We start from the raw sequence: 23,750 nt of genomic DNA on the forward strand, positions 1-23,750 counted from the left end.
TACTTCTTTTTACATGGCTCATATGTCCATAGGCTTAACGGGCTCTTATGTCCCAATATTATTTATAATCAAAATTTGATTAATTTATGCATCACATTAAAAATAAACTATGAGTTTATATTATCTCAAGTTCTTTAAGTTGTCAACTGAATCAAAAAACGCTACACAAATGGATTATTTTTTGATTCCTAGAAAATTTAAAAAATGTTTATGTAGTGAATAATTTTTTGATTAATTTTTCTTAATTACTTTTGAGATAATTAAATGAAGTATTTTTTTATTTGAATTCTACATAAAATTTATTGTCAATGATTCCAAAAGCAACTTTACATGGAAATGGATTTTTTCCTGCTGAAGCAGTTTGTAAACAAGAAAACACCCAATGTTCCAGTTCTAAGGGTAAGCGATACGCTTCAAAGCTACCATCAGTATTTTTAACTTTTACAATGGGTGTATTAACCCTAGTTGTAGCAAAACCGTCTGTTGTTATCATCGTTGCTGCATCATTAACATGAAAACCTACGCTAAAAACCTCGTAAATCATTCCGTCTTTTTCATTAATAATCATAGGTATATTTAGAAAGGGATAGTTATTAATATCATTATGAATAACTGCTCCTGCTGTGTTCTTTCTTATCTGATTCCCTTGCATTTTTACACTCCTTTATATGGTCTAAACTTGATAACATCAATTTATTTTATTTAATATCTATTATATTAGAGAATTGCAGTTTCATCGTATTATAAAAAGCATCCGTACATATAACAGCACTATTTAATGGGTCAATATCAACAACGGTCATATAACCTGAGAGTAAATAACCGTCTTCATAATATGTAATTAGTATTTCTTCTTCAGAAAGCAGCGAACATAATAGCATGTTTTCAATTCGTGCCTTTTCTTCAGTTGTTAGAATTGGACGTGTTACTTTGTTTTGTTCCTTAATAATCTTACGGATTCCGTCAAATTGGGGTGTTAATGCTGCGAACGGTGCCCATTTTATCATTCCGCGCCCTTTTGGCATATTAGCGTTATTCATGATTTATGTCCCCCTATCAGTGTGTTTCGGTATCTAGCTGTAGCGCTATGCGTGTAGGAAATCCCCCGTAAAATGCTGTTCTTCCCAAACCTTGTGCGTATTTCATCCATTACTTTTGTGAGCTTTACTTCTTGTTCTCGTTGCGTGACATTATCGAAAAGAGAAATTTGTTCCTCCCCTTCTCGAATTAAATTCGTTAGAGAAATGTTTATGCTGCGGATCGGTTCGCCAGTATATTGTTGATGCAAAAAGTATGTACAAATCTTATAAATATCCATTGTTAGGTTAGTCGGACGACTTAAAGTATGTGTTTTTCTAATGCCACCGTTATAACTCTTACTATAACCAACAGAGAATTGAACGGTTTGAGCAAGTTTGTTTTGTCTTCTAAGGCGATAACAGACTTCTTCAATGTGTTCAAGTAGAACAATCGGGAATTCTTCTATCGTATAGTCACGCATTAGAATTTGGCTTTTTCCGATTGAAGTTGTAACTGGAACGTATTTCTCCGAAATACGGCTGAAGTCAATGCCGTTGCTATGTAAGTGCAATTCCTCCCCAATCTTGCCAAAACTCTGTTTTAAATATTTAAGAGGATAATTGGCTAAATCTTCGATTGAGTGTATTCCTTTTCGGTTCAACTTTTCTTCTGTTTTGTACGAAATGCCCCAAAACTTATTAAGAGGTCGTATGCTCCATAATTTTGTAGGGACATCTTCATACTTCCAAAAAGCAATCCCGTCTTTGTTTTTCTTTGCTTCAATATCTAAAGCAACCTTACTCATTAAAGGGTTCGGACCAATTCCAATCGTACATTCAATGCGTGTATGTTCATATATTTCACGTTTGAATTTCAAGGCAAATTCGTATGGGGCGTTAGCAAATAAATGAATACTATCGGTAACGTCCATAAAAAATTCATCTATGCTGTATTGGTGAAAATCCTCAATAGGAACGTATTGTAAAGCTAATTTTGTTATGTAGTTGGAGCATTTAATATATGTTCCCATAATCGGATTCACAACAAGAATATCCTTTTGACGAGGGATCTCATATAGCCTCGCCATCTTCTTTACGCCCAGGGCTTTTAAGGGTGGTGTTGCAGCAAGAACGATTGAACCATTTCTATTTACATCGCCGACTACAGCCAACTTTGTATGCATTGGATCAAGTCCCATTTTAATGCAACTTACTGAAGCATAAAAGCTTCGTAAATCAACACATAAGATGATTCTATTCGGTAGGATTGAATAGTCATACATCGTGATTCCTCCTAAAATAAAAGAACGTTTGTTCTTATTATACACGAACCTACGTTCTTTTACGAAGAGGTTTTACAAATAAAATTTGAATATAAATATTTTGTTAAGCAAAGTATTTAATGAAAAGCTCGAATCCCCAAAAACGAATCTCTACATCTAATTTTTTCTTTCTTCCCTTTGTTTTTTTCATAGTTAAACATCCTCCTTTTATATAATTAGCTCAATAGAAGCCTACGTTGCGCATTATAAGAATTCTTTCCCTGTTTTTTAAGAGTAATTTTAAAAAAATATGATTTTTTTTGAGACAAATAATATCACGAAAGATTTCTTATGATTTAAAACCCCTCTATTCCGACAAAACATAGCAAAGACAGTACGAGTCTCGTTGATTTATTATTAGAGGTTTTAGACTGTTCATATTGAATTTTCCTTATAGGAGGTGGGGTAGCGCTATGGCAGGAATGGAGATAGTGTATACCGCAAATGAGGTTTATAGCCGTCTAGGGGTGAGTGGCAGCACACTTAGGAAATACTCTGATGTTCTTGAACGAGAAGGGTATGAGGTACGGAAGAATATTCGGGGAAGAAGAGAATATACAGAGTTTGATGTGGTACTTCTTCAGCACTTAGTAGAGCTTAGTAAAGAGGATGGCATGACCTTAGAAAAGGCTGCTAAATTGATTGTAAAGGAGTATGGCATCGCCAATAAGAAAGAAGAAATGAAAGAAGCAAATCCAATGCCGTATCATTTGCAGTATCAGCTCCATGAACAATATAGCGCTATGGTAGCCGAACTGAATAGGGTGAAGCAAGCAAGTCTATTAGCAATGGAAAAGAGATTGAGTGATCGCATAGATCAGCGGAATACATTAGGGCTATTCAGAGAGCGGTGATGTAAAGATTTTACAAGGTATATATGACGATGGTTCAGAATTAGTACGTTTTGAAACGTTTGAAGGTATAACAACCCTTGTTTACATTTGTACTTTGCATCTAACTGACATAAAAGCTCTTAGTGAAATTAACCTTGGGTATAAAGCTACTTTAAGTTGTTGTGGGGATGAGTATGCTGCTTTATGTAAACCACGTGGTGAAAAACTAGGGATATGGTGCAAAAACTTAAAGACAATTGCAATAAATCTATAAATCTTGGACATACTGATACTACTAATCTAAAGAAGGTGCGTGATTGGTATGGAAAAGGAAAATGTATTCAAGTGGAAGCGCTATCAGCCTGATATTATTTTGTTAACGATAAGATAGTATCTACGGTATAACCTTAGTTTTCGTGATTTAGTGGAAATCATGGGGGAACGGGGCTTATCCATTTCTCATACAACAATTATGCGTTGGGTTCATCAGTACGGTCCTGAGTTGGACAAACGAATCCAACGTCACCTTAAACAAATGAATCCTGGAGAGTGGATGAAACATATATCAAAGTAAAAGGTCAATAGATGTACCTGTATGTGCTGTTGATTCGAAATGAAATACAATCGATTTTCATCTAAGCAAAACAAGAGACCAGAAGGCTGCAAAGTACTTTTTCAAGAAAGCCTTACAGCCTTTTCATGTTTCAAAACCTCGTGTTATAACAGTTGAAAAAGGAAAAAATCAGGTGGTATGCAACTTAGACAACAAAAGTACTTGAATAACATAGTGGAACAAGATCATCGTTTTATCAAGAAGCGAGTTCGTTCTATGTTAGATTGCAGTCATTTCCTACAGCTACTTTAATTTTAAGTGGCATCGAAGCAATGCATATGATGAAAAAAGGACAACTTCACCAAAGGGTGAAATCTGCCCAAAATGAAGTTAAATTTATTCATAAATTATTTGGATAAGTTCTTTAATCTCCTCGTTAACATGATATTTCCGTTCTATATCTCTAGTCAAGTATTTTTGCGCCAGAACCGCTTTGTGTGTCCATAGGCAAAACCGTCTCTAATAATCAGTCCTGACAACCACTCCTTAATTTGTTCGTCTGAAATTCGATGTCGGTCTGTTGGCCAGGAAAAACCATCTGCAAAACGTCTCTCATTTACACATCTTAGGGGGATTTTCCTTGTTCTCTTGATAATTGTATGTCGAACAAGGAATCCCTAGGATTTTAGAGCCAGAACCAATTCGAGAATATGTTATTTTTCTCTGGTTATAATATTCTTGGTGGATTGGTAATAATTATGAGACTTTATCATCTTTTAAGGGAAGAAGACATAAGTACTTATAGACAACTATGCATGTATGCGAGTAATAAAAAGTTTAGACCGTACATATATACCAACCCTGATATAAAACACAGAAAACAAGAGTAACTTGCAAAAGTTGCTTGGAAAAGGAGGAAAATATGCCAAAACTGCTTGTTATTCGCCTTCACCCGGTAGAGCCAATTCAAGCCGTAACTACAATTAATGGAGAAAGTTTTGATCAATACCTAAAAACGTTGTCCATTAAAGCTGTGGAATTGTCGTTCAACGATCCCAATGGCAGTGGAACCAGCATGGGACTGTCTAAAGAATATGGGCCGGCTAAATATATCGAGCCAACGGTACCTTTATTACCGTCTCCCACCGAGGCGGGGGCACGCCCTAACCAAAACAATAGTCAGATTATCCAGCACTTTGAAATCGTTGAAGTACTATCAACAGGTCCAATAAAATATAAACTGAATTTTTTCGCAGTAGCCACGGCGGTCATCGAAATTCCTGATCCTCTGATTGGAGAGGAGTATCTTAATGCCGATGTACGTCTGGTCATTGAGCGTAACAATGGCGATATTGTGCATAAGCAAAAATATTATAACGTACCGCTTCAGTCTGCTAATATACCATCGGATCCAAACGATTTCCAAACACTTGAAACTACTAGTTTATATTTGACCTTGCCTTCTCCTGGGCAGCAACTGAGCCCGACCGTCACGTTACCAGAGGATGGCACAGCACCTAATTTTGAGAACCTGCGAACGGCCGTGGAAAACGTGCTGAAAGCCGAACCAGGCAGCACAGTAGATATTGCTAACCTGACCCGTGACAAGTGCCGTCATATTGCTTATGAAATCATTTGGGGCCCAATGGCCTATCCACTCCCAGTGCCAATGGCCTATCCACTCCCAGTGCCGACACCGCCACTCCCGTCGTTCGTCATACCACCACGAACACCTGAAGTCCGCAAGTTAGAGGAGATGTACACCGATCCTCAGGGCACTAACGACGAAGCCGAGCGCGATCGAAAAATTTTCGAAGGTGAACTGTTGGCCTACTATGCCAAGCACAATAGCGAAGCCGAGCGTTTGGCTAATTTCGTGTTCTCTCTCTCGGCGGCTATATGGTGCGAGGAAGAAAGCAAGAAAGCCACACAAGCAGGATACTACTTCCCGGTGTTCCTCGCCTCGCCTGTCCGGGAGGCAAAAGTAATTCTAAGAGGTGCAGGTACAGTATTGGAACCTGTTTTTTGGGTTCCGGCAGCATACTTTTATGTCTTTACAGCCGTTCTGTCATCACAGGTTAAGCGGGAGCAGCGTTTTAAAATGACCGTACTGATTCCCGAGGAGCAGATTGTAGCCAATATCGAGCAAGCTCTCGATGATCAGGTACTAAAAGAGCCGACAGGAGTCAATCGCTTTCAGGCAGCGCGACGCTTGCGAGCTTTAGGTTCGGTGGGCGATACTGACATACCGATTGGCGAGGTTACTCCAGCAACTCCGTTTTATTGGTTAGTAAGTAATTGGTTAGATTTCACCGGAGCAGATATAAACTCATTTTGGGGGGGCTTATCTCTCAACGATATCGCTGCACATTTCGATTTGGTAGTTTTCACGGTTACCAAAGGGCATGTACCTTTAATGAACGCTATCAATAGCCTTGCTTTTGGAGTAAAAGATGTAAAAGGATTGGCTGCCAAAAACAGCGGTGATTGGGAGACTTTATTGTATCCGGATTCGCTCCCGGCTTCAATTCCGGATCCGCTCCCGGGGTTCACCAATCCCGGCACGAGGCAAGAACGGATACAAGCCTTTATTAACCACTTGCGCAAGTTCTTTGATATTGAATTCAAAGCACCTGCTCCCTTGAAAATGGATTTCGCTCCTACTCTGGACCGTCCCGCGGATAATCCATTAGATAGATTATTGAAAAATTACCCCGGCAAATTTTTGTTCAGCGGGTGGGACCCGATCTTACTGGAACAAACCCTAAGTGGCATTTTTCCCGGTGATCTGGTGGCACAGCAGCAATTTACCGAATGGCTGGAATGCATTCAGGGTGTCATCAACCTGACGAGTGGTATCACTCCTGTAGACATGCAATTCTCTGTCATGGAAGCGCTTTGGGCACGAGGTTTTACTGATGCAAAAAGCATAAAAGGTCTTACTTTTGAAGATTTTAAAGAAGCATTGGTCGGTTCGAAGGCTTACGACTACGCCAAAGAAATTTGGACTAATTCTGGGGCGGTCGAACCCAGCCCTGTACCTGGTCCGTCCGGGTTCAAACCAATCAACCCGGATGGCTCGTTGATCAATTGTATCCCGCCCGCGAACCGGTCACCGTTGGGGCCGATAGCTTATCTGCACGATTTGTTGAAGGTTTCTATCGATTTGACCTGTAAAGACCCGATACCTAAAAACGTCAATAAAACTTTAGCAACGTTCTTGGCAAGCCGTCGGGGGCCATTGGGAAATCTGTTGGCAACACAATCCAATTTGGCAGTGCCTTTACCATTAATAGATATCGTCAATGAATCGTTGGAGTACATAGTTGCCAATAACACTGCATCTGGCATGGTTTACAACACAGCGCAAGATAAAGTGGGGGATCATGAACTGACTACAACTACCAGTCCTACCGGGGCTTTCCAACATGACCCGGTGACGTTGTTCGAAGCATTGCCTGAACATTCTACGCCCGCCGTGCTTACAGATGCGCAAACTGCCTATGATATATTGAAGAACGACTTCACCGCGTGTTGGCTTCCGTATTCACAGCCGTTGGATGTTGTACGAACGTATTTGAAACAGCTAGGAACGAGCCGCTTTGCTACGATGCGTCGCTTCCGAAAAGCGATTACGGAATTCGTCCTCGATCCGGCAAAGGAGCCTGCGAAATTCCAGAGCCATTTATGGCGTTACCCGGTTCGCATCGAAACTGCGATTGAGTATCTTGGCATAACTCCGGAAGAGTATCAATTTTTGTTCCAAAAAAACATCTCAAGTAAGAATCTGTACAAATTGTATGGATTTAAATCAGATAAACCCAATGGGATATTGTGGACGAATGTTATTGTCCACGTGGCTGAATTTCTCAAGCGTACGTGTCTGTCATACTGTGAATTTATCGAGTTATGGAAATCTGAGTTTGTTAAATTTAGCTTGAAAGGGAGTCGGGAAAAGGGATTCCCGGATTGCGAACCTTGTTGTTTGGATGAATACGTGATTGAGTTTGAAGATCCTGCAAATCCAGCGGAAGCTCTAAAACAGCTGGCTGTATTTATCCGGATTTGGCGCAAAATGCAATCAGTGCCGAACGCCCGTTACACGTTCACGGAGTTACGTGACATTTGCAAGGAGTTAGAACTGTTCCAAGGTCCATCTATTAACCCAGACTTTATCCGTCAGCTGGCAGCTTTTCAAATGTTCCGGGACGATTTTCATTTGTCACTCACTGATGGCACAAAACCTCATGCAGGTGAAACCGGGGCAGAAAGACTCCATTTGCTCGCATTCTGGGTGAAAGGGGCAACGAAGTGGAACTGGGCGTTAGAACACCTGCTTCATCAGATACAGCAATATGCCATTCATATTCATAATTGTCGATGCCGTGAGCCGGAGTTTCTCAAATTATTGATTGCCAATCTGAACCCGCTTTCGGTACTGGCCGGTTTCAATCCGAGTAACCCTATCGACAGCTGGCATGCGCACCCAACGCACACGCTGCGTTTTGCTGAAATTCTGGTTAAAATCTATGCATCCGAATTTAAAGTAGGTGAACTGCTTTTTCTTTTCACTAACGAGGAGCATTTGCAGGGCGACGATCCTTTTCCTTTACAAACGGCCAACGAAGCGAAAGATTCCCCGCTGGGCCTGCCGGATGATGAAGACCGGAATTCGCTTTGGACTTTGCGCAAAAAGCTTTTGGCTGTCAATGTGAATGCGGAAGCCTCGAAAAAATGGACTTGGATGCGTATGGAGACCGTCCTTCGGGAGGAATTTGGTTATACGCTACAGCCCGCAAGCAACAAGTGGCTTTCGCTAGGGCAACATTTCTTCCCTTCGGTACTGGAAGATAACGGGATTTCTGTAAGTTCAGCACAAAGACAATATAGGGTTAAGCTTCCTATTTCGACGCCGACTTCCGAGCTAATGTGGAATACACCACCGGACGGTCCTTTCCATTACGATGCGTCTGCGCAGGAACTGTGGACGGAAGTTCCGCTTTCTGATGAAGCGGTTTTGACTAAAATCAGCCGTATCCGCCAACTCAAAAATCCGAAGGAGCAAGGGGCCGTACGTGACCTCTATTTCTTACCCCGTATCGATTTAGCCAATTTTGCTTTCCTTTTCAATAATTTCGGTGAGGCGGAAGAACGCCTAATACAGGAGACGGAAGAGGCTAAACGCTGGGCATGGTTCCAGCAGCAGTTTGCCCTTTTCTACCAACGGTGCCAAATCGTCGCCGAACACTTAGCTCTCCATATAGCTGATGCTACCGGCAATTCCAATCCGGAAGGTAGCCAACTTGCCAAACTGTTATTAAAAAATCTGTGGGCAGATGAGAACAGAGCCACTTCGTCCTGGGAAAATGACAACGGCCAGTCACCCTCGGTAACTTGGCAGTCTCAACCAAAAGGAGGAGCACTTGCTGCTCTGTTAGGTCTTACCGGAACGGGCATGCTAGCGGAGTATTTTGATGCAGAGAAGACGTTGCAGTGGCGCGAAGTGCGCGGCGGCTTAGATGCTTTTGGGACGGAGGAAAACGCCTGGAATGCGCCGATTCCGGTTATCGTGCCTGCCATGGGATTTTCATTTACACCTGAACAACTGCGTTTTGCTGCGGTGCGAAACGGTTTTGCGATGGCGAATGCAGATGGAAAGATGTTAGGCGGAGCGGAACCGTTTACACTTCGTTGGAAGGGACTTTTGTTGATTGAAAATGAAGGTCAATATGAGTTTAGCACTGGCGCACCTACCCCGACGGGACAGATGCCTGATTTTAAAAAAGCCGAGCAATCGCACCGTTGGCGTGTTATTCTCAAACGTGGTCAAAAGACCTGGGTGTTGCTCAGTCATGACTGGCCGAACGAAGAAGCCCCAGAGGCATGTACGAAGCCAATTGCGCTGAAAACAGGTTTTTATGAACTAGACATTGAATTGGAACGAAAGCCTTTGGTCTTTGACGGGCCGGAAGATGTTTGTCCGCAAACCACCGGATTCCAGCTTAAATACAAAGGGACAGATTCGGAAATGGAATGGTTAACTGTGCCGTATGACAAACTGTTCCAAGACAAGAAAGACGCTACATTGCAATTAGGAATTGATGTTATCGGTTCTGCAAAAGATTTTCTTACGATGCATTTCACCAGTACGGTACGAGACATCCGGCGAACTTATCAGCGTGCTTTTAAAGCCATGCTGTTAGCAAGCCGTCTCCGACTTTCGGTACAACGGATTTCTGATGATGGGCAGTCGGAATTGGGCTATATTCTCTCACATCCGGTTAATTTTGCAGGGCAGGCATATTATCGCAGCGGCAGTTCTTTTATAACACATAAAGCTAATTTTGACTTGAATTTTTTACCGGTATTAGATAACTATACAGCACCCTCGTCCGCGCAAGACTTGCGGGTGGCTCCAACCCCCCAACGGATGCAGGCGATGTTCGACTGGTGGGAACGCCTTTTTGATTATACGGTGATGCGGAAAGAAACTCAACGTTCGCCAGAGCAACCAGCCTGGCTGCTATTCCATGAATCCGCTGAATTGCACGAAGACAAGCCGGCCCAATTGGTTCGTCATCTCGGCATCGATTTACGGCACGACACCTTGGTGTTGCAATATTATGCGGCTTATGAAGTCAAATCCGTGGACTTAGAAGACGATCGTTGGGCCGTACGTGTTTGGCAGTCGGAGAAATGGATTCGCTCTCTGCAAAAGCATTTTTCCGAAAAAGAGATATGGGAAGCGCGACCGGACCTATGGGCCTCCGATGATCCCGCAGTTCCTGAGACTGCTTTTAACAAAACTGAATCTGGCAATCTCAACCTAGCTCGATTCTACCGAGAGGGATGCATAGAAAATGGCGAACCGCGCCGCTACGAAGAGATTAAACGCCTAAATGATGGTCTTCGTGAACGAGGGCGGGCGGCGTTGGTGGCCTACCTGACGCATATGGACCGTGTGCTGCTCCCTTGGGGCGGTTTTGCTACGGAAGTGAAGCACTTGAGTGAATTGCTCCTGATGGATGTGGAAGTCGGTATTTGCCAGAAAGCAAGTCGCATTGAGGAAGCAATCAGTGCAGTTCAATTGTTTATTCAACGCGCTCGACTTGGGTTGGAGCCCGCGTTCGTTGTATCACAGGATTTCATACTTGCATGGGATCGGCACTTTGCAACCTATTGCATTTGGGAAACCTGTAAACGACGGGACATTTATCGGGAAAATTGGGTAGAATGGGACGAATGGCAAAAAGCGAAACGAACGGAGGCTTTCCAATTTTTGGAGTCTGAACTACGTAGTGCCACGCTGACTATGCCGGTTCCTGGAGGTCTAACTTATTGGAATGGATTACGCCCACCCGCCCATCCGGGGATAACACCTCTCCAACATCGAGAGCCATCGACGATTCAGTTCCTAGATCCTGTACCGGAAGGATTGGGTTTAATGGGCACGCCAGACCGTCATGCGCGCCCAACCTGGTTGGCGCCCTTGCGTTGTGAAAACAATAATCCAGGAGGTGATGACTCCATTGAAGTAAGGGATGACAATCCAAATCCTTCTATTAATTTGGTCACACTTGCGGGGCAAACATGGAAAGTAACGGACCTGCCGATGTGGCTTCAGGCGACTGTCCGTTTAGGCACGAAATTTTACCGGGTGGCAGCCGCGGGCATACCGCCGGCCACAACCACGTTTGAATCAAAGTGCAATTCATCTGAATCGTCCGCTTGCTGCAACGTATGTGGTAAGACACATCCAGCTCTGATGGACGAATACTATTTTTGGATAGAGGAGTCACGCTACTACAACCAAAAAGAACAGGTTGCCGAATGGGGCGCTAGTCCCAATGACCCGCAAACGGACTGGTACAAACCAGAAAAATTACCAGAGATGTTGCATTGGGTACCAAAGCCAATGGTACATTTACGCTGGTGCCGATTGCATAATGGCGAATTCCAGCAACCGCAGAAATCGTACGAAGGTGTGCAGGTCACTGCGGGCTCAACACCGGAATTGGTTTTCTTAGGTCGTAGAGGCGACTCGCTGCATTTCGAAATAACAGGGGGTGAAGTACCGGCAGGTTATGTTTCACCGCCACCACCACCGCCTGGTTTCCGATATGACATTGCGACCGATGAGGCAATTACGCTGCCGGCTCCGCTGGTAATCCCTATCACGCCCCCAGTAGGCGAATTAGCAGCATTCCCTTTTTTTGCCTGGTTCGATCCCGGCACGCCATTATTGCCGCCTTCGCTGTTTAGTCCAGCCATTGCCGTGGCCGGACATTTGCGGGCACATTGCCGTTTTGAGGCTGCTTTGAAGTGGTATGAATTGGTTTACAACCCATTGGTGAATGATAATACTTGGCTCATCTGTCCGCCAGTACAGCAAGAACCTGGAATATCAATACGTAGTTCAGAGGGTTTTCCGGTTGAAACCGCGGCGCCTCATTCAGAAAAAGCATGTTGCTGCGCCAGTACCCGTGTCTCTGATGCGGAGGTAATAAAAGAGCGTGCAATTCTAATGCACTACTTAGATACCCAACTGCAATGGGGCGATGCTTTGATGCGGAAAAACACGCCGGAGGATTTTCAACAAGCTCGCTTGATTTTTGACACAGCTGCTAAGATTTTGGGAGATACGCCGATTACAGTATTATCGAAAGATGAAGATTCAAAAGCATCTACTGTTACAGACTTCGAGCCCGACTGTGCCCCTATCAATCCGCGACTGATGTGTTTATATACTAGCGTCAACGATCGCCTGTCTTTGATTCATTCCTGTCTGAACGCTAAGCGACTGAAGAACGGCCGTCCGAACCTAGATATGCCGTACTTTGGGAATAGCGGTATTCGCGATTGTTGGAAAAACACGAATGAGGTTTGTACTGACGAAGGCGCCTGGTGCTTATCACAAAGTCCCTATCGCTACATGGTCTTAGTGCAAAAAGCGCAGGAACTAGCGGGCGATGTCCGTGCATTTGGTAGTGCTTTGTTAGCCGGTTATGAAAAAGGCGATGCAGAGTATTTGTCTACCATACGCACCATGCATGAACAACAGTTGCTTAACTTAGTCTTAGAAGTGCGTCAAAATCAGTGGCGCGAGGCGGATTGGCAAGTACAGGCATTGCAAAAAACAAAGCAGATTGCACAGACGCGTCTTCAATATTATCAAAAACTGATTGCAAATGGATTGATTAGCGGGGAAGCACAACATGAACCGCTTACCAAGAGTTCCACCACGTATAGAGCTGAGGGCAACGTTTCAGAAGGGACAGGTTATGCGATGGATTTGATCCCTGACCCGTATGTAGGAATGGTTAATTTTATCCACCTTCCTCCAGGAACTAAAATGAGCAGGATTTTTTCTGCGCTCGGAAGGATTTTCAATACAATAGCGGATATTCGAAATACGGAAGCATCCTTGGGACTAACAAATGCTGGTTGGGAACGCCGTAAACAAGAATGGTCACACCAGGTAGATGTACTCACCATCGAAATCGAACAAATAGAAAGGCAGATCCTGGCTGCCAAGCGCCGCAGCAGTATTGCACTGCGAGAATTGAACAATCACCAGCAGCAAATTGAAAATGCTGCTGAGGTGCACGACTTCCTACGCGATAAGTTCACGAACCACGAACTTTATCTTTGGATGCAACAGGAAACCGCAGCAATGTACTATCAAATGTACGAAATAGCGCTGCATTACGCCCATCAAGCCCAACGTGCCTTCAACTTCGAGCGTGGCCATACTGCTCGGCAGTTCATCCCGGCAGAGATTTGGGATAACCTCCACGAGGGGATCCTAGCTGGTGAAAGGCTACAATTGGCACTACGGCACATGGAAAAAGCCTATTATGATGAAAATGTCCGTGAGTATGAACTGACCAAGCATATTTCCCTGCGCTTGCATTTTCCAATGGCCTTCCTGCAATTACAAACCACCGGCTATTGTGAGATTGACATACCGGAATGGATGTTTGATTTTGATTATCCGGGTCACTATATGCGGCGCATCAAGAACGTGACGATGACGATTCCGTGTATGGTAGGGCCATACACCGGGGTACACTGCCGCCTGACTTTGTTAAGCAGCAAAACTCGCGTAGACCCGCGACTCGTAGATCCGCCACACACCTGTTGTCACGATGAGCGCTGGAAAAACGGCTATCAAGTGATGCCCGAAGACACTCGCATAGTTTCTACTTATGCTGCCACTGAGGCAATTGCAACCTCAAGTGGACAGAATGACTCTGGAATGTTTGAACTTAACTTCCGAGATGAGCGTTACCTGCCATTTGAGTTTTCCGGTGCAGTAAGCCGTTGGCGGATAGAACTCCCGTTAGAGAACAACCAGTTCGACATGGAGACATTGAGCGACGTGATTCTACATCTGAACTTTACCGCTCGCGAGGGTGGAGAGAACCTTCGCAAAGCCGCTAACGAATGTGCGCAGCAAAATCTGCCGGGGGCGGGCGTACGTTTCTTCGATGTCAAGCGCGAATTTCCGGAAGCATGGCATGTGTTTACTGGTGCCATGCCTAATTATCCGGCCACTAAGCAATTAGGCATTCAACTGAGCAGGAGTATGTTCCCGTACCTGACCGGAAACAAAAAGATTGGTGTAACACGAATCGAAATTCTCTTTGAAGCACCCGGAGCTGACCCTAGCGCACACCATATCGTCGAATTTCTGGTCGGACAGCGCGTTGGTCAGATAAAGGAAGAGAAATGTGACTGCAATGTACACAGTATTTCTTGTGTAGCCGATGCAAATTGGCCGGGGCTTTTCCATGGTGTACTGGAAGTTGACTTCGAGGCACTTAGTACGTCCGATTATCAGGAACTAGGTGTGTTCAGATTCCCAATGGATGTTGGTGAAATCACAAATACCTATTTGTTCTGTTCGTACGAAAGGCTGTAATACAGGGTTTTGCTTTAAGTTGAAAGAATAGACCAAGGCGTATTGATATTATTATCCCCTTTAGGTAGACAGTGTAAAAAGACCATGAATACACATGGATGTTACACTTTTACTTGGAGGGGATTTTATCATGGTTAAAAAAGAGGATAAATTTCAAACTTATTCAGATGAATTAAAGATACAAGTTGTAAAAAGTTATTTAAATGGTGAGGGTAGCTAATCAGCTAAAGCGAAGAAATATAAGCTTAGAAGTAGAACGCAGTTAATGAATTGGTTCTGGAAATATCAAGAAACAGGCGATAGTTCAGACTTGCGGGGGAAAAATGATGGTAATAACGGCTAAAAAAACCTTTTGAAAGGTCATTCTCATACGAAGTTCGATAGGTATAGAAGAATGGGAATACTACAAGGCGTAAGTGGCTTACTTAAAAAAGAAGTATCCAAATCTATAGGTGGTGTTCTTGCTCAAACGGCTAAGTACGAGATTATTGAAGAACTACGTTCTCAGTACAAAGTAGCCTTATTTGTCATTATTGCGTAGTTAAATCGCTCTAGCTACTATAAGTGGTGTTCAATATGTAATCAAAGGTAATTACGCCTTTCAAAGGATAATACATTGCGTGAACAGATTCAAGCAATTCACATAAAACACAAGGAATACGGTTATCCTCGCATGACAATCGCCTTACGAGAGAATGGATTTTTCGTGACCCACAAAAAAGTATATAGCCTTATGCGAGAGCTTCACATTCAATCGATCATCCGTAAAAAGTAAAGCTTTTTTAAGGGGAATCCTCAAGGATTTTCCCTAATATAGCAGAGAATGAATTCTGAAAATTCAAAAAGATGTGTTTGTCACAGATATCACTTATTGGCCATTCAAAGATAAATTTCTCTATTTATCGGTCGTTCAAGACCTTTACAATAATGAAATCATTGCTTGGAAACTCTCACATCGAAATGATTTACAACTTGTTCTAAAAACATTAGATTTAGCAACAAAAAAGAGATGTGTATGGAATCATCATCCACTTAGATCAAGGATTCCAATATACATCTCCTGCTTATTATCGTATTCTTCAACAGCTAGGCACCATCGGCAGCCATTCTCGCAAAGGAAACTGCCATGACAATGCTTCTTGCATTGCATCATTCTTCTTTCATTGATTCCAATATCAAATTGAATTAATGAGAAGAATTTTTCTTCAAATCAAACGTTTACTTGAACCAACTTGCAACTTTAGCGATGGCTTCCTGCTCAACTACTGCGGGAATTGCAGCAACTGTAGCAACACCCCCAATTACAAAGCTTGCGTTTTCATTCAAACCTGCGCCTTTCAGTTTCTCGTAAACAGCAACACCCGCTTTTGATGCATATTCACTTACGTTTAAGTTTTTTTCGATCGCTGTTCCTACTAAAGCGCCTACTGCAAAAGCACCGACGACATGTGGCGCTGCAGCGACCACCTCGCCTAATCCCATGGCTCCGACACTAGTTCCCATAAGTGTGCCCGTAGAGGTGGCAGCACCCGTTACCCCTAACGTTTTAGCTCCCATCGCTCCCAAAGCCACACCGGACTCTAAAACACCTGCACCACTGGCGAGAGCAGCACCATAATCTTTCTTAGCCAGATCCTGCTTCACTTCTTTATAGGATATCGCTCCACCAAGAACCGAAAGACCTACTCCTGCAATTCCTTTTAAAATACCAACTTCAGCAAATCCGGACGTTTTTGAACCACCCTTCTCGATGAACCGATTCTTTATCTTTGCTGGTAGCGCTTCTTCAACTGTATGAGCGAGATTATGAGTATTACCTTTACCTGTTACACTTGCATGTCCTTTCAAAACTCCCAAATTTGTAGCGTCAAGTGCTTTCTTCGGCACCTTTGCCAGACCGCCAAAGTAGTGATGGATTTGAACCCCTGTCATGTCGACACCAGCGGCATTCATTAAAATACCAAATTCTCGCCTTACAGCTTTATATGTTTTTCGTGCTTCATAAATTGCAGTCCCTTTTAGACGGTTAGAACCTGGACTGAGACTTCCAATATGCTTCTCAAACGCCTCTATTCCTTCTTTCAGTGTTTTTGTCCTATACTTTTTCGACAGCACCTTCTCAGAAGCTTCGTTCCATCGTGTGCTCCAACCTGGGAAGTCCCCAATTTTATTGCTGCCACCACTATTGATGATTGGCTCGGGTTTAGGAAGACCAGTAGTTCCCGAAGGATCCCACATCCCTACCGGGTTACATCGAACGTATGCATAAAGATTTGTCCCATCTGCAATTCCCAATGGATCGCAGTTCATCCAGCGACCTTTCCATGGAACGTAGTATCTCGCTCCATGATAATAAAATCCGCTCTCTTCATCCCTCTCTTTTCCCGTGTATCGATATCGTTTCGCAGCGCACTTTATATTTATATTTTTAGCCTGATAGGCAGTAGTACCGTAAGGATGGTATTCTTCGTAGCTGATAACCCTCGCCGCCTCATCCAATTCCATCGCGGCCGAGCCGAGATGATTTTGCAACTGATAACGGACCATCTGAACGGGGCTGGTTCTGCCCATCGATCTCCCTAAAATCACCCTGGGTTTTGTTTCAGTATCAATCATCACAAAGTGGTATTCCTTATCTATCAGGCTTAAGCTGGTCCGTTCCAGTCCTGCATTCACTCCACTGTGCTGCTTGTAAAGTTCATACCCATCAATATAAATCCGTTCGTTTTTTTTACCGGGAATATCACCTGCATTAGCCTGTTTCTCAGTTATTTTTCTTATTCGTTGTCCTTGCCCATCATATTGGTAATAAGTCGTTTCCGGTGTACCGCCATCGGTGCGCCTTTGACTAATGGTTTTAACAAGCTCTTCTTTAAAGTTCCATCCTATGTCTTCCAAATGAGGCATGGCTGTCATAAAGCCATGACACGGATGATATTGGTAATGATAAGTGTTTGAACCAATTTGTGTGTTGATCAGACGATTATTCGCAGCATCATAGTGATAATCCCTTGTCCAATTGTTACCTGTTGCCTGATGCCGCATTTGCAGGATATTGCCAACTCCATCATAGATATAGCTTTGAGTGTAATCCCTCATCACCATCGGATCGCCTGGGTTTAATTGCCGCATGAACCCAGCATCGTTCCAATTGTCTTTGTTACCAAAGTTCAGCAGCGTATTGTTCTCTCTGCCGGAAGCTTCCACCAGACGATAAAGAGCATCATAGGTATAGGTATTTATTTTGGAGATTTTCTGGTTATCAAAAAATACAATCGGAATATTTTTGTCTTCAATATGGGTGATATTGCCGACCGGATCATAGTTGTAATGCCAATCTTGAAGCGGATCGTTGTTGTTCCGCACTGTTTCCAAACGATTTAGTCGGAATGTTTCCTTGTCATAATAAAATTGGGTGATCATATTATTTCCATAGATGATTTCATTTCGCTGGCCTTTTTCATTGTAGTCAATGTCTGTGATATAGACAGAGGAAATAGCCGTATCAGTATGGATGACACTCTCTCCGTTCAGCAATCCTGTCTTGTTATACGACAGTGAAATTTTACTGCCATCAGGTGTAGTTTGTGTTGTTACCCTTCTGAGAGCATCTGTTTCTAAAATTATGGTGAAGCTTTCAGATTCTAGGTCTGCGGCCAGATTGGTATCTGTCCAGTTGGCCACGCCTTTATAATCTATGAAAAGCCAACGGTTGGTGGATTTTGGCTGCCCTTTAAAATCATAATCAGGCGTTTCCACAAGTCCGCCAGTGTCATAATGCCTGATTATCTGCCCCCTGAGATTTTTCAGTTCGGGGTTTCCCTCTGTTTCTCCATAAAATCTCCTGTCAAAAATATGGTTAAGAGGGTTATCACCATCACCGCCTATGACCTTGCTGTGGGTAGGACGATGCAGGATATCATAAAAATATTGGAATTCGTGATCTCGCTCATCCCAGGTGCGTAGCGGATTGCCCATGATATTCATCAGAAGCCACCGTTGGCCGGCATCCATGTTGCACTGATAGACCATGTTGCCTAGCATATCGTATTTGTATTCCATTACGGCATTGCCGCGAGCGTCGGTAACTTTACGAAGATTGCCTTCGATATCGAGGGCGGCTCTGGTCAAGTAAAATTCATCCTTATCAGTTTTTAAATGTTTGTTATGGTCAACCGACAATACAGGTCTGCCTAATGTATCAAAGTGTAAGACTTTGGGTGTATTGGCATGCTTGGCAGCTTGATCGGCAGCCGTTTTTTCCCTCTCCGGATCTTTGCCTTCCGCGATGAGTTCGGTATCCATCAAGCGATTTTTGCGTTTGTAATACCAAGACGATTCCAAAACTGTATCGTTTTGGTCATAAACAACTTGTTTCCATGAATCAAATTCTATACGGGACAACGTGCCATCGGGCATATCAGTTTTGATAAGCCGTCCCGGTGGATCGTAATACATGAGGGGTGTAACTCCTGTTTCCACTAATTCCTTTAGGTCTTCGTAGTTATGGGTGACCGAAAAATACGGCTCAAATTGTTTTACGACATTTCCTTTATTGTTGAGCACGGTCCTGCCGCTGCCGATCCACCGCAGCTCCTTGGGATTAAGCCTGGCGGTATCAATCTCGGTGACTTTATAAGTATTATCGGGATTGACCGTCACTTGCTTTGCCGGCCCCGGTTCGGCCTGTGCCTTTTTCATTACCACCTGCCCAAGGCCGTTGGAGTATTCAAAGCTGATTTGAATAGGCGAATCATTGTTTTTCTGAAAATGCTCTTCCCTAACAATCGAAGCAACAGCAACAGGTTTGCCATTATTTTGATAAGCATCAAAGTCATAGACAAATCTTGTTGTTGCATGCTGCAATAAATTTTTCCCATTCGCAATTAATCGATTGGAATTCTGTGCTTGGAAGAAATTATTGACCAGTGTATTTTCAGACAATGACGAAAACTCGTTCAAACCAATCAAATCATCAGCTTCATTGCCTTTGCCGTATACTGCTATGCCCTTCACTAGACCCAGTTCATCTGTGATGGCTTCGGAAAGATTGTTATTTGGGTCCTTCATTCGTTGAGCTGAAAGTGTCCTGAAATTAAAAAGCTCGACGATTGTTTTATTGCCTAATGCGTCTTCAGTTTCCTCTATGTAGTAGTGGTAGACATTGTCATATTTCACCTTTGTTTTGGCGCCATAGGGATCGGTATAGGAAACGGGAAGATAAAAGCGATTTTGTACATCGGCTGTAGCTTCCCCTATGTCGATAAATTGTGAGGTTCCCGAACGAATCCACCAGCTGTCATCCCCTTCCCTATGAGTGAATTTTCCTTCCAGCATCATGTCATTAGTCACCCTTGTACCAAAAATATTGTCAACAAGTATCTGAGTATAGGCTAATTGATAACTTTCAAAAGGAAGTGCCAATGATTCCAATTGATATAACGACAAAGCATCCTTTAGATTGTTGCTGTAATAAATCGTGCGTTTATGTTCAATTAATCTTTTCTGTGGAGTCCCGGGTGCGGGATTTTGATCAACCTGCTGATAATCCACTTTGACGGCAGCCGTAAGGATATTCTCAAAATCATTCACGGAATAGAAAGGGGTGTTTTTCCCAACTCCCTTTAGTTCGTAAGTTTTCGTTTCCGCCGGAAGCCTCAGTCTATATAAACTGTTAGTATCAATATCATTGGTAAAGCTGTTTTGCGTATAAGTAATCAGAATTTTGTTCTGTGCTTCTTGTGTTTCTATTGGCAGAAAGAGGTCTTTTTTTATCCTCGGATAAACCACCGAGGCCGATTCCAACACATTTCCATACTCATCCAGCCGAATATTGAGGGTATGGGCAATGCGTGGATCCTCCGTGTTCCGCTCGTAGCTATAGGTGATGGCCTCGCTCTCTTTGACAACAAATACGGCGTGCTTGTTTTGTCCCTTTGGCTGCAGCAGTTCGATAACGCAATTATGTGTTGCTGCGGAATAGGGCGTGAGCTGTTTTTTGATTTGCTCAGGTGTCGCTCCTGATGATGGAGCATCGTGAGCAAACGTTTCCGAACGTAGTCCCATGCCTTTGCACGCGCGAAAAGCCTCCCTCCATTCCTGGGTGCCGAGATGGTCAATGATGAATGGATTCAATCCTGGCGCAGCAATGACCCGCGCATCAGGCAAAAGAGTTTCATGGTTTACAACAGCAAAACCCTGTTTTGCCATTTCTTCGTACCAGTATTCTCGGGCAAACTGGTTAAGGATGTTTTCTCTGTCAAGGAAAGCTCCGGTATGAAACCAACTTTTAGTAATTACTGGTTCCTGATGCAGTATTTTGTCCACAACATGGCTTAAATTCCCTTTTGCCCAATGCTCAAAATCTTCGGCATCTGTCTGTTCCACCATTCCAAAGCCCCTGAATTCCCTTTCGGCATGGTCGTAATAGCCATGATGGTATCGATAAGAGCTAACGAAGCGATACCCCGAAATTTTATCCCTTGTTTCGATTGTTGAAATGCAATGGACAGGGAAAGGCAGTTTAGTAATCCATGGCCTGCCTGCTAGTTTGTCCTCAATGTAAAACCTGGTGGAAGGAGTATATTCCATCGTAACTTCTTTGCCGAGATTATTTTTGTAAGAAACCATGATGTGAGGTTTCTTGCTGTTCATCAGATCAATGTATTTTAATGGAGCTTGGGAATCCTTGGATAAAGGGCTTGACCAGACGATACAGTTAACACCATTGCCCAGTAAATCGGTAACTGTGACTTTTGTCTGATTATGAATTTCAGGGAAGGGATCTATTTCAAATGGAGCAGCGGTAAATGCGTTTCCGCTTAAATTCATCCAGCAGTTGAATTTGTTTTTGCCCAGATAAATAATATCGGTGGTACCGGATCCGTCTATATCGGCTAAATGCAAGTATGACGGATTGAATGCATCGGGATGATCAAAAACCGGAGCATGATCCATGCCCACCTTAGCTCCAAACCTTCCGTAACCAAGGTTTGGCCAATAACAGATTTCTCCATTTCTTATCCTGACTATATCCGTCAGACCATCTCCTGACATATCCGCCAAGAAAATGGTTTGTTTGGGGTCGGTGAATACGAAATAAGGACCTGCCTCTTCATCAAAGGGCATACATGTTTTATAGGAACTTTCAAATCCTTTTCTGCCCGCTGACTCATACCAGGTGAATACGTGATCTTCTGTAATTAAAACATCTGGTTTGCCATCCCCATTGAGATCAATTATACGGAGGTTTGAATCTCCCATATTGATATTGGGAAGATTGTCAAAAGTCTGGAAAGCCTGCCACTCTTCCTTTTCACTTAATTCAAAATACCCTTTTGGTTCGTTGTTCATATTTACCAACTGTTTACTTCCATCTGCATCTAGATCTATTAATTGTAGCCTTGAACCAAGGCCTACAAAAGAGGGTTTTGGCGAAACCAATTTTGCTTGTTCAAACTTACCGTCGCCTAAATTGCGTTTATAAAACCAGCCTTCTCCTTGTTCGGTCAGGATGCCTGAAAGACCTTCATTGAATAAATCTGTGAATTGATAGAGCGATTCATCTAATCCCACAGGTGCATGAATCAGAGAATCCGATGAAATAGATTTAACATCTTTGTTCCAATCGTGTTTCTGATATTTAAACTCAGTGGGCGGCAGTTTTTTATCTGTGTATGTCCCATCCGATTTCTTAATGTATCCACAAGCGGTGATAGAGTTTAAAAAGGTAAGATCTACTTCGCCTGCATTGCCGTATCCAAAATTAAGGGATTTTACTAAGGCCGATCCGCCGGGAAGTTCAGCGAAATGATGAAACAGCAAAACTCGTTTGCAGAGTCTTGTGGTTCTTATCTCAAAACCAGCCTTGTATTCTGCAATGGCATCTGTTCTGAAATCCCAATCCTTTATTTTGGTATATGGGGCGTTAGTGTCATACTCTCCATAATCAAATACCGTTTGGAACAGGTAATCTGTTTCATTAAGATAGGCGTCATTTAAATTTTTATATGGAATTTTATTGCCATATAGTACCTTCTCTAAATACAGATTGGTGTATGTAACATTTCCGTGTTTCGTACGATTTCTATTGTGCAGCAACGAAGTATTAAATCCTTTGTCGTCTTCTTTCTTATAAATATAGTGAGCGCAATTGCCTTTGTCATCGAAGACAAGTTCAGGCAGCCATTCAAATATTTTATTTGCATTTTTTGGGTCAGAAATTCTTGATCCTTCACTCCATCCAAAAAGTGTTGTTACGTTCTCTTTCGTAATTATCCGCCATTTGATTTCATGTGATGTTTTCCCCGACCATCTCTCGATCCTAGCAAATAAGCCTTCAATACGAGGTTTGTAAAATCTGATTTTGAATAATCCATCTGGGGAGTCTTTTTCTTTGATTATGTAGTTCCCATCCCTATCTTTACTAAAACTGCCATCTGCCTTTTTTTTAAATTCCGGAACAAGGTCTTCAGCCTCAGAAAAAAGGAAAGTATCCGAATCAACATCATCCAAGTATTGTGGTAATTCTTTATCGGTTTTACGTTTTATGGATGGCAGGCTCAAAGTCCACCCTAAGCCGAAAATACCATTTCCGGCGCCAGAATTGTAGTTCAAATTCAAAGCAGGTGAAGCACTTCCCCTGGCTGGTGAGAAAGGAAGTAGTATGGAAAAGGAAGTCGTACCATTTACGGGATTTACAGAAAATTTTTCGTCAATTCCCTTAATGGCCCCTCCACCCTTTGGCAAAGAAATGGAAGGGATTTCAATTGCATTGGACCTGGTTTTGCCCCCATCTGTTTTGAGGAATTGGGAATTTGATTTTGGATTATCAATATTTTCTTTCATTTTTTCACCTCTTCATAACGGTCAATTAACATCACTTCTGATAGGTTTTAATGCCAAATAAAAAACGTGCATCTAGACACTGCATAGACATTTTCCGGTTTATTACTACACAGGAAATCCGTCTTTTTTCAAAGTTTTTAAAAAATAGCATCTTCTTCCAAAAAAGTCACCCGTCTTATAATGTTGCAAAGTAATTTAATTTATTCTAGTAATAACCTTTTCATAAAACAGAAAAAAATCGGTTCTGAGATT

At 42.8% G+C, this 23,750-nt stretch carries 8 protein-coding genes and 2 pseudogenes; 6 read left to right on the forward strand and 4 right to left on the reverse strand.

The features are described 5' to 3' along the window. Positions 1-277 precede the first annotated feature (277 nt). From DN399_RS27450 to DN399_RS27460, 3 genes are read right to left on the reverse strand one after another with little or no spacing between them, the layout of a single operon-like run. Entirely contained in the window at positions 278-652 is a 375-nt protein-coding gene (locus DN399_RS27450) for a hypothetical protein (RefSeq protein ID WP_149150168.1), read from the reverse strand. Between the two features lie 46 nt (positions 653-698). After that, positions 699-1,040, reverse strand: coding sequence for a YolD-like family protein (locus DN399_RS27455; protein ID WP_149150169.1), 342 nt, complete (start codon positions 1,038-1,040; stop codon positions 699-701). Beyond that, on the reverse strand, positions 1,037-2,302 hold the full coding sequence (locus DN399_RS27460; protein WP_149150170.1) for a Y-family DNA polymerase: 1,266 nt from the start codon (positions 2,300-2,302) through the stop codon (positions 1,037-1,039). The genes DN399_RS27455 and DN399_RS27460 overlap by 4 nt, the downstream gene beginning before the upstream one ends. Positions 2,303-2,754: 452 nt before the next feature. Here DN399_RS27460 and DN399_RS27465 point away from each other — a divergent pair. From DN399_RS27465 to DN399_RS28815, 6 genes and pseudogenes are all read left to right on the forward strand, one after another. Continuing rightward, positions 2,755-3,174: pseudogene (locus DN399_RS27465) on the forward strand (MerR family transcriptional regulator); the annotation flags it as partial. A gap of 322 nt (positions 3,175-3,496) precedes the next feature. After that, a pseudogene (locus DN399_RS27475) lies at positions 3,497-4,146 on the forward strand (IS6 family transposase). 503 nt (positions 4,147-4,649) lie between these two features. Beyond that, positions 4,650-14,651 (forward strand): Tc toxin subunit A-related protein, encoded by a 10,002-nt coding sequence (locus DN399_RS27480; RefSeq protein WP_149150171.1) that lies wholly within the window; start codon positions 4,650-4,652, stop codon positions 14,649-14,651. 394 nt (positions 14,652-15,045) lie between these two features. Then, on the forward strand, positions 15,046-15,192 hold the full coding sequence (locus DN399_RS28220) for a hypothetical protein (protein ID WP_179953543.1): 147 nt from the start codon (positions 15,046-15,048) through the stop codon (positions 15,190-15,192). Positions 15,193-15,267: 75 nt separating this feature from the next. Next, a complete protein-coding gene (locus tag DN399_RS28810; RefSeq protein ID WP_149150172.1) occupies positions 15,268-15,426 on the forward strand; it encodes an IS3 family transposase in 159 nt (52 codons plus the stop codon). Between the two features lie 73 nt (positions 15,427-15,499). After that, the gene (locus tag DN399_RS28815; RefSeq protein WP_481747808.1) at positions 15,500-15,781 is read left to right on the forward strand and encodes a DDE-type integrase/transposase/recombinase; all 282 of its coding nucleotides are present in this window, start codon (positions 15,500-15,502) and stop codon (positions 15,779-15,781) included. 88 nt (positions 15,782-15,869) lie between these two features. On the opposite strand, the gene DN399_RS27490 is transcribed toward DN399_RS28815, so the two are convergent. After that, positions 15,870-23,498, reverse strand: coding sequence for a SpvB/TcaC N-terminal domain-containing protein (locus DN399_RS27490; RefSeq protein ID WP_149150173.1), 7,629 nt, complete (start codon positions 23,496-23,498; stop codon positions 15,870-15,872). Positions 23,499-23,750: the final 252 nt, after the last annotated feature.

The sequence above is a fragment of the Bacillus sp. AR4-2 genome (assembly GCF_008274865.1).
Lineage (GTDB): Bacteria > Bacillota > Bacilli > Bacillales > Bacillaceae_G > Bacillus_A > Bacillus_A cereus.

Coding starts and splice junctions, on each gene's coding strand:
- DN399_RS27450 (WP_149150168.1), bottom strand. CDS start 652: ATGCAAGGGAATCAGATAAGAAAGAACACAGCAGGAGCAGTTATTCAT.
- DN399_RS27455 (WP_149150169.1), bottom strand. CDS start 1,040: ATGAATAACGCTAATATGCCAAAAGGGCGCGGAATGATAAAATGGGCA.
- DN399_RS27460 (WP_149150170.1), bottom strand. CDS start 2,302: ATGTATGACTATTCAATCCTACCGAATAGAATCATCTTATGTGTTGAT.
- DN399_RS27480 (WP_149150171.1), top strand. CDS start 4,650: ATGCCAAAACTGCTTGTTATTCGCCTTCACCCGGTAGAGCCAATTCAA.
- DN399_RS28220 (WP_179953543.1), top strand. CDS start 15,046: ATGGGAATACTACAAGGCGTAAGTGGCTTACTTAAAAAAGAAGTATCC.
- DN399_RS27490 (WP_149150173.1), bottom strand. CDS start 23,498: ATGAAAGAAAATATTGATAATCCAAAATCAAATTCCCAATTCCTCAAA.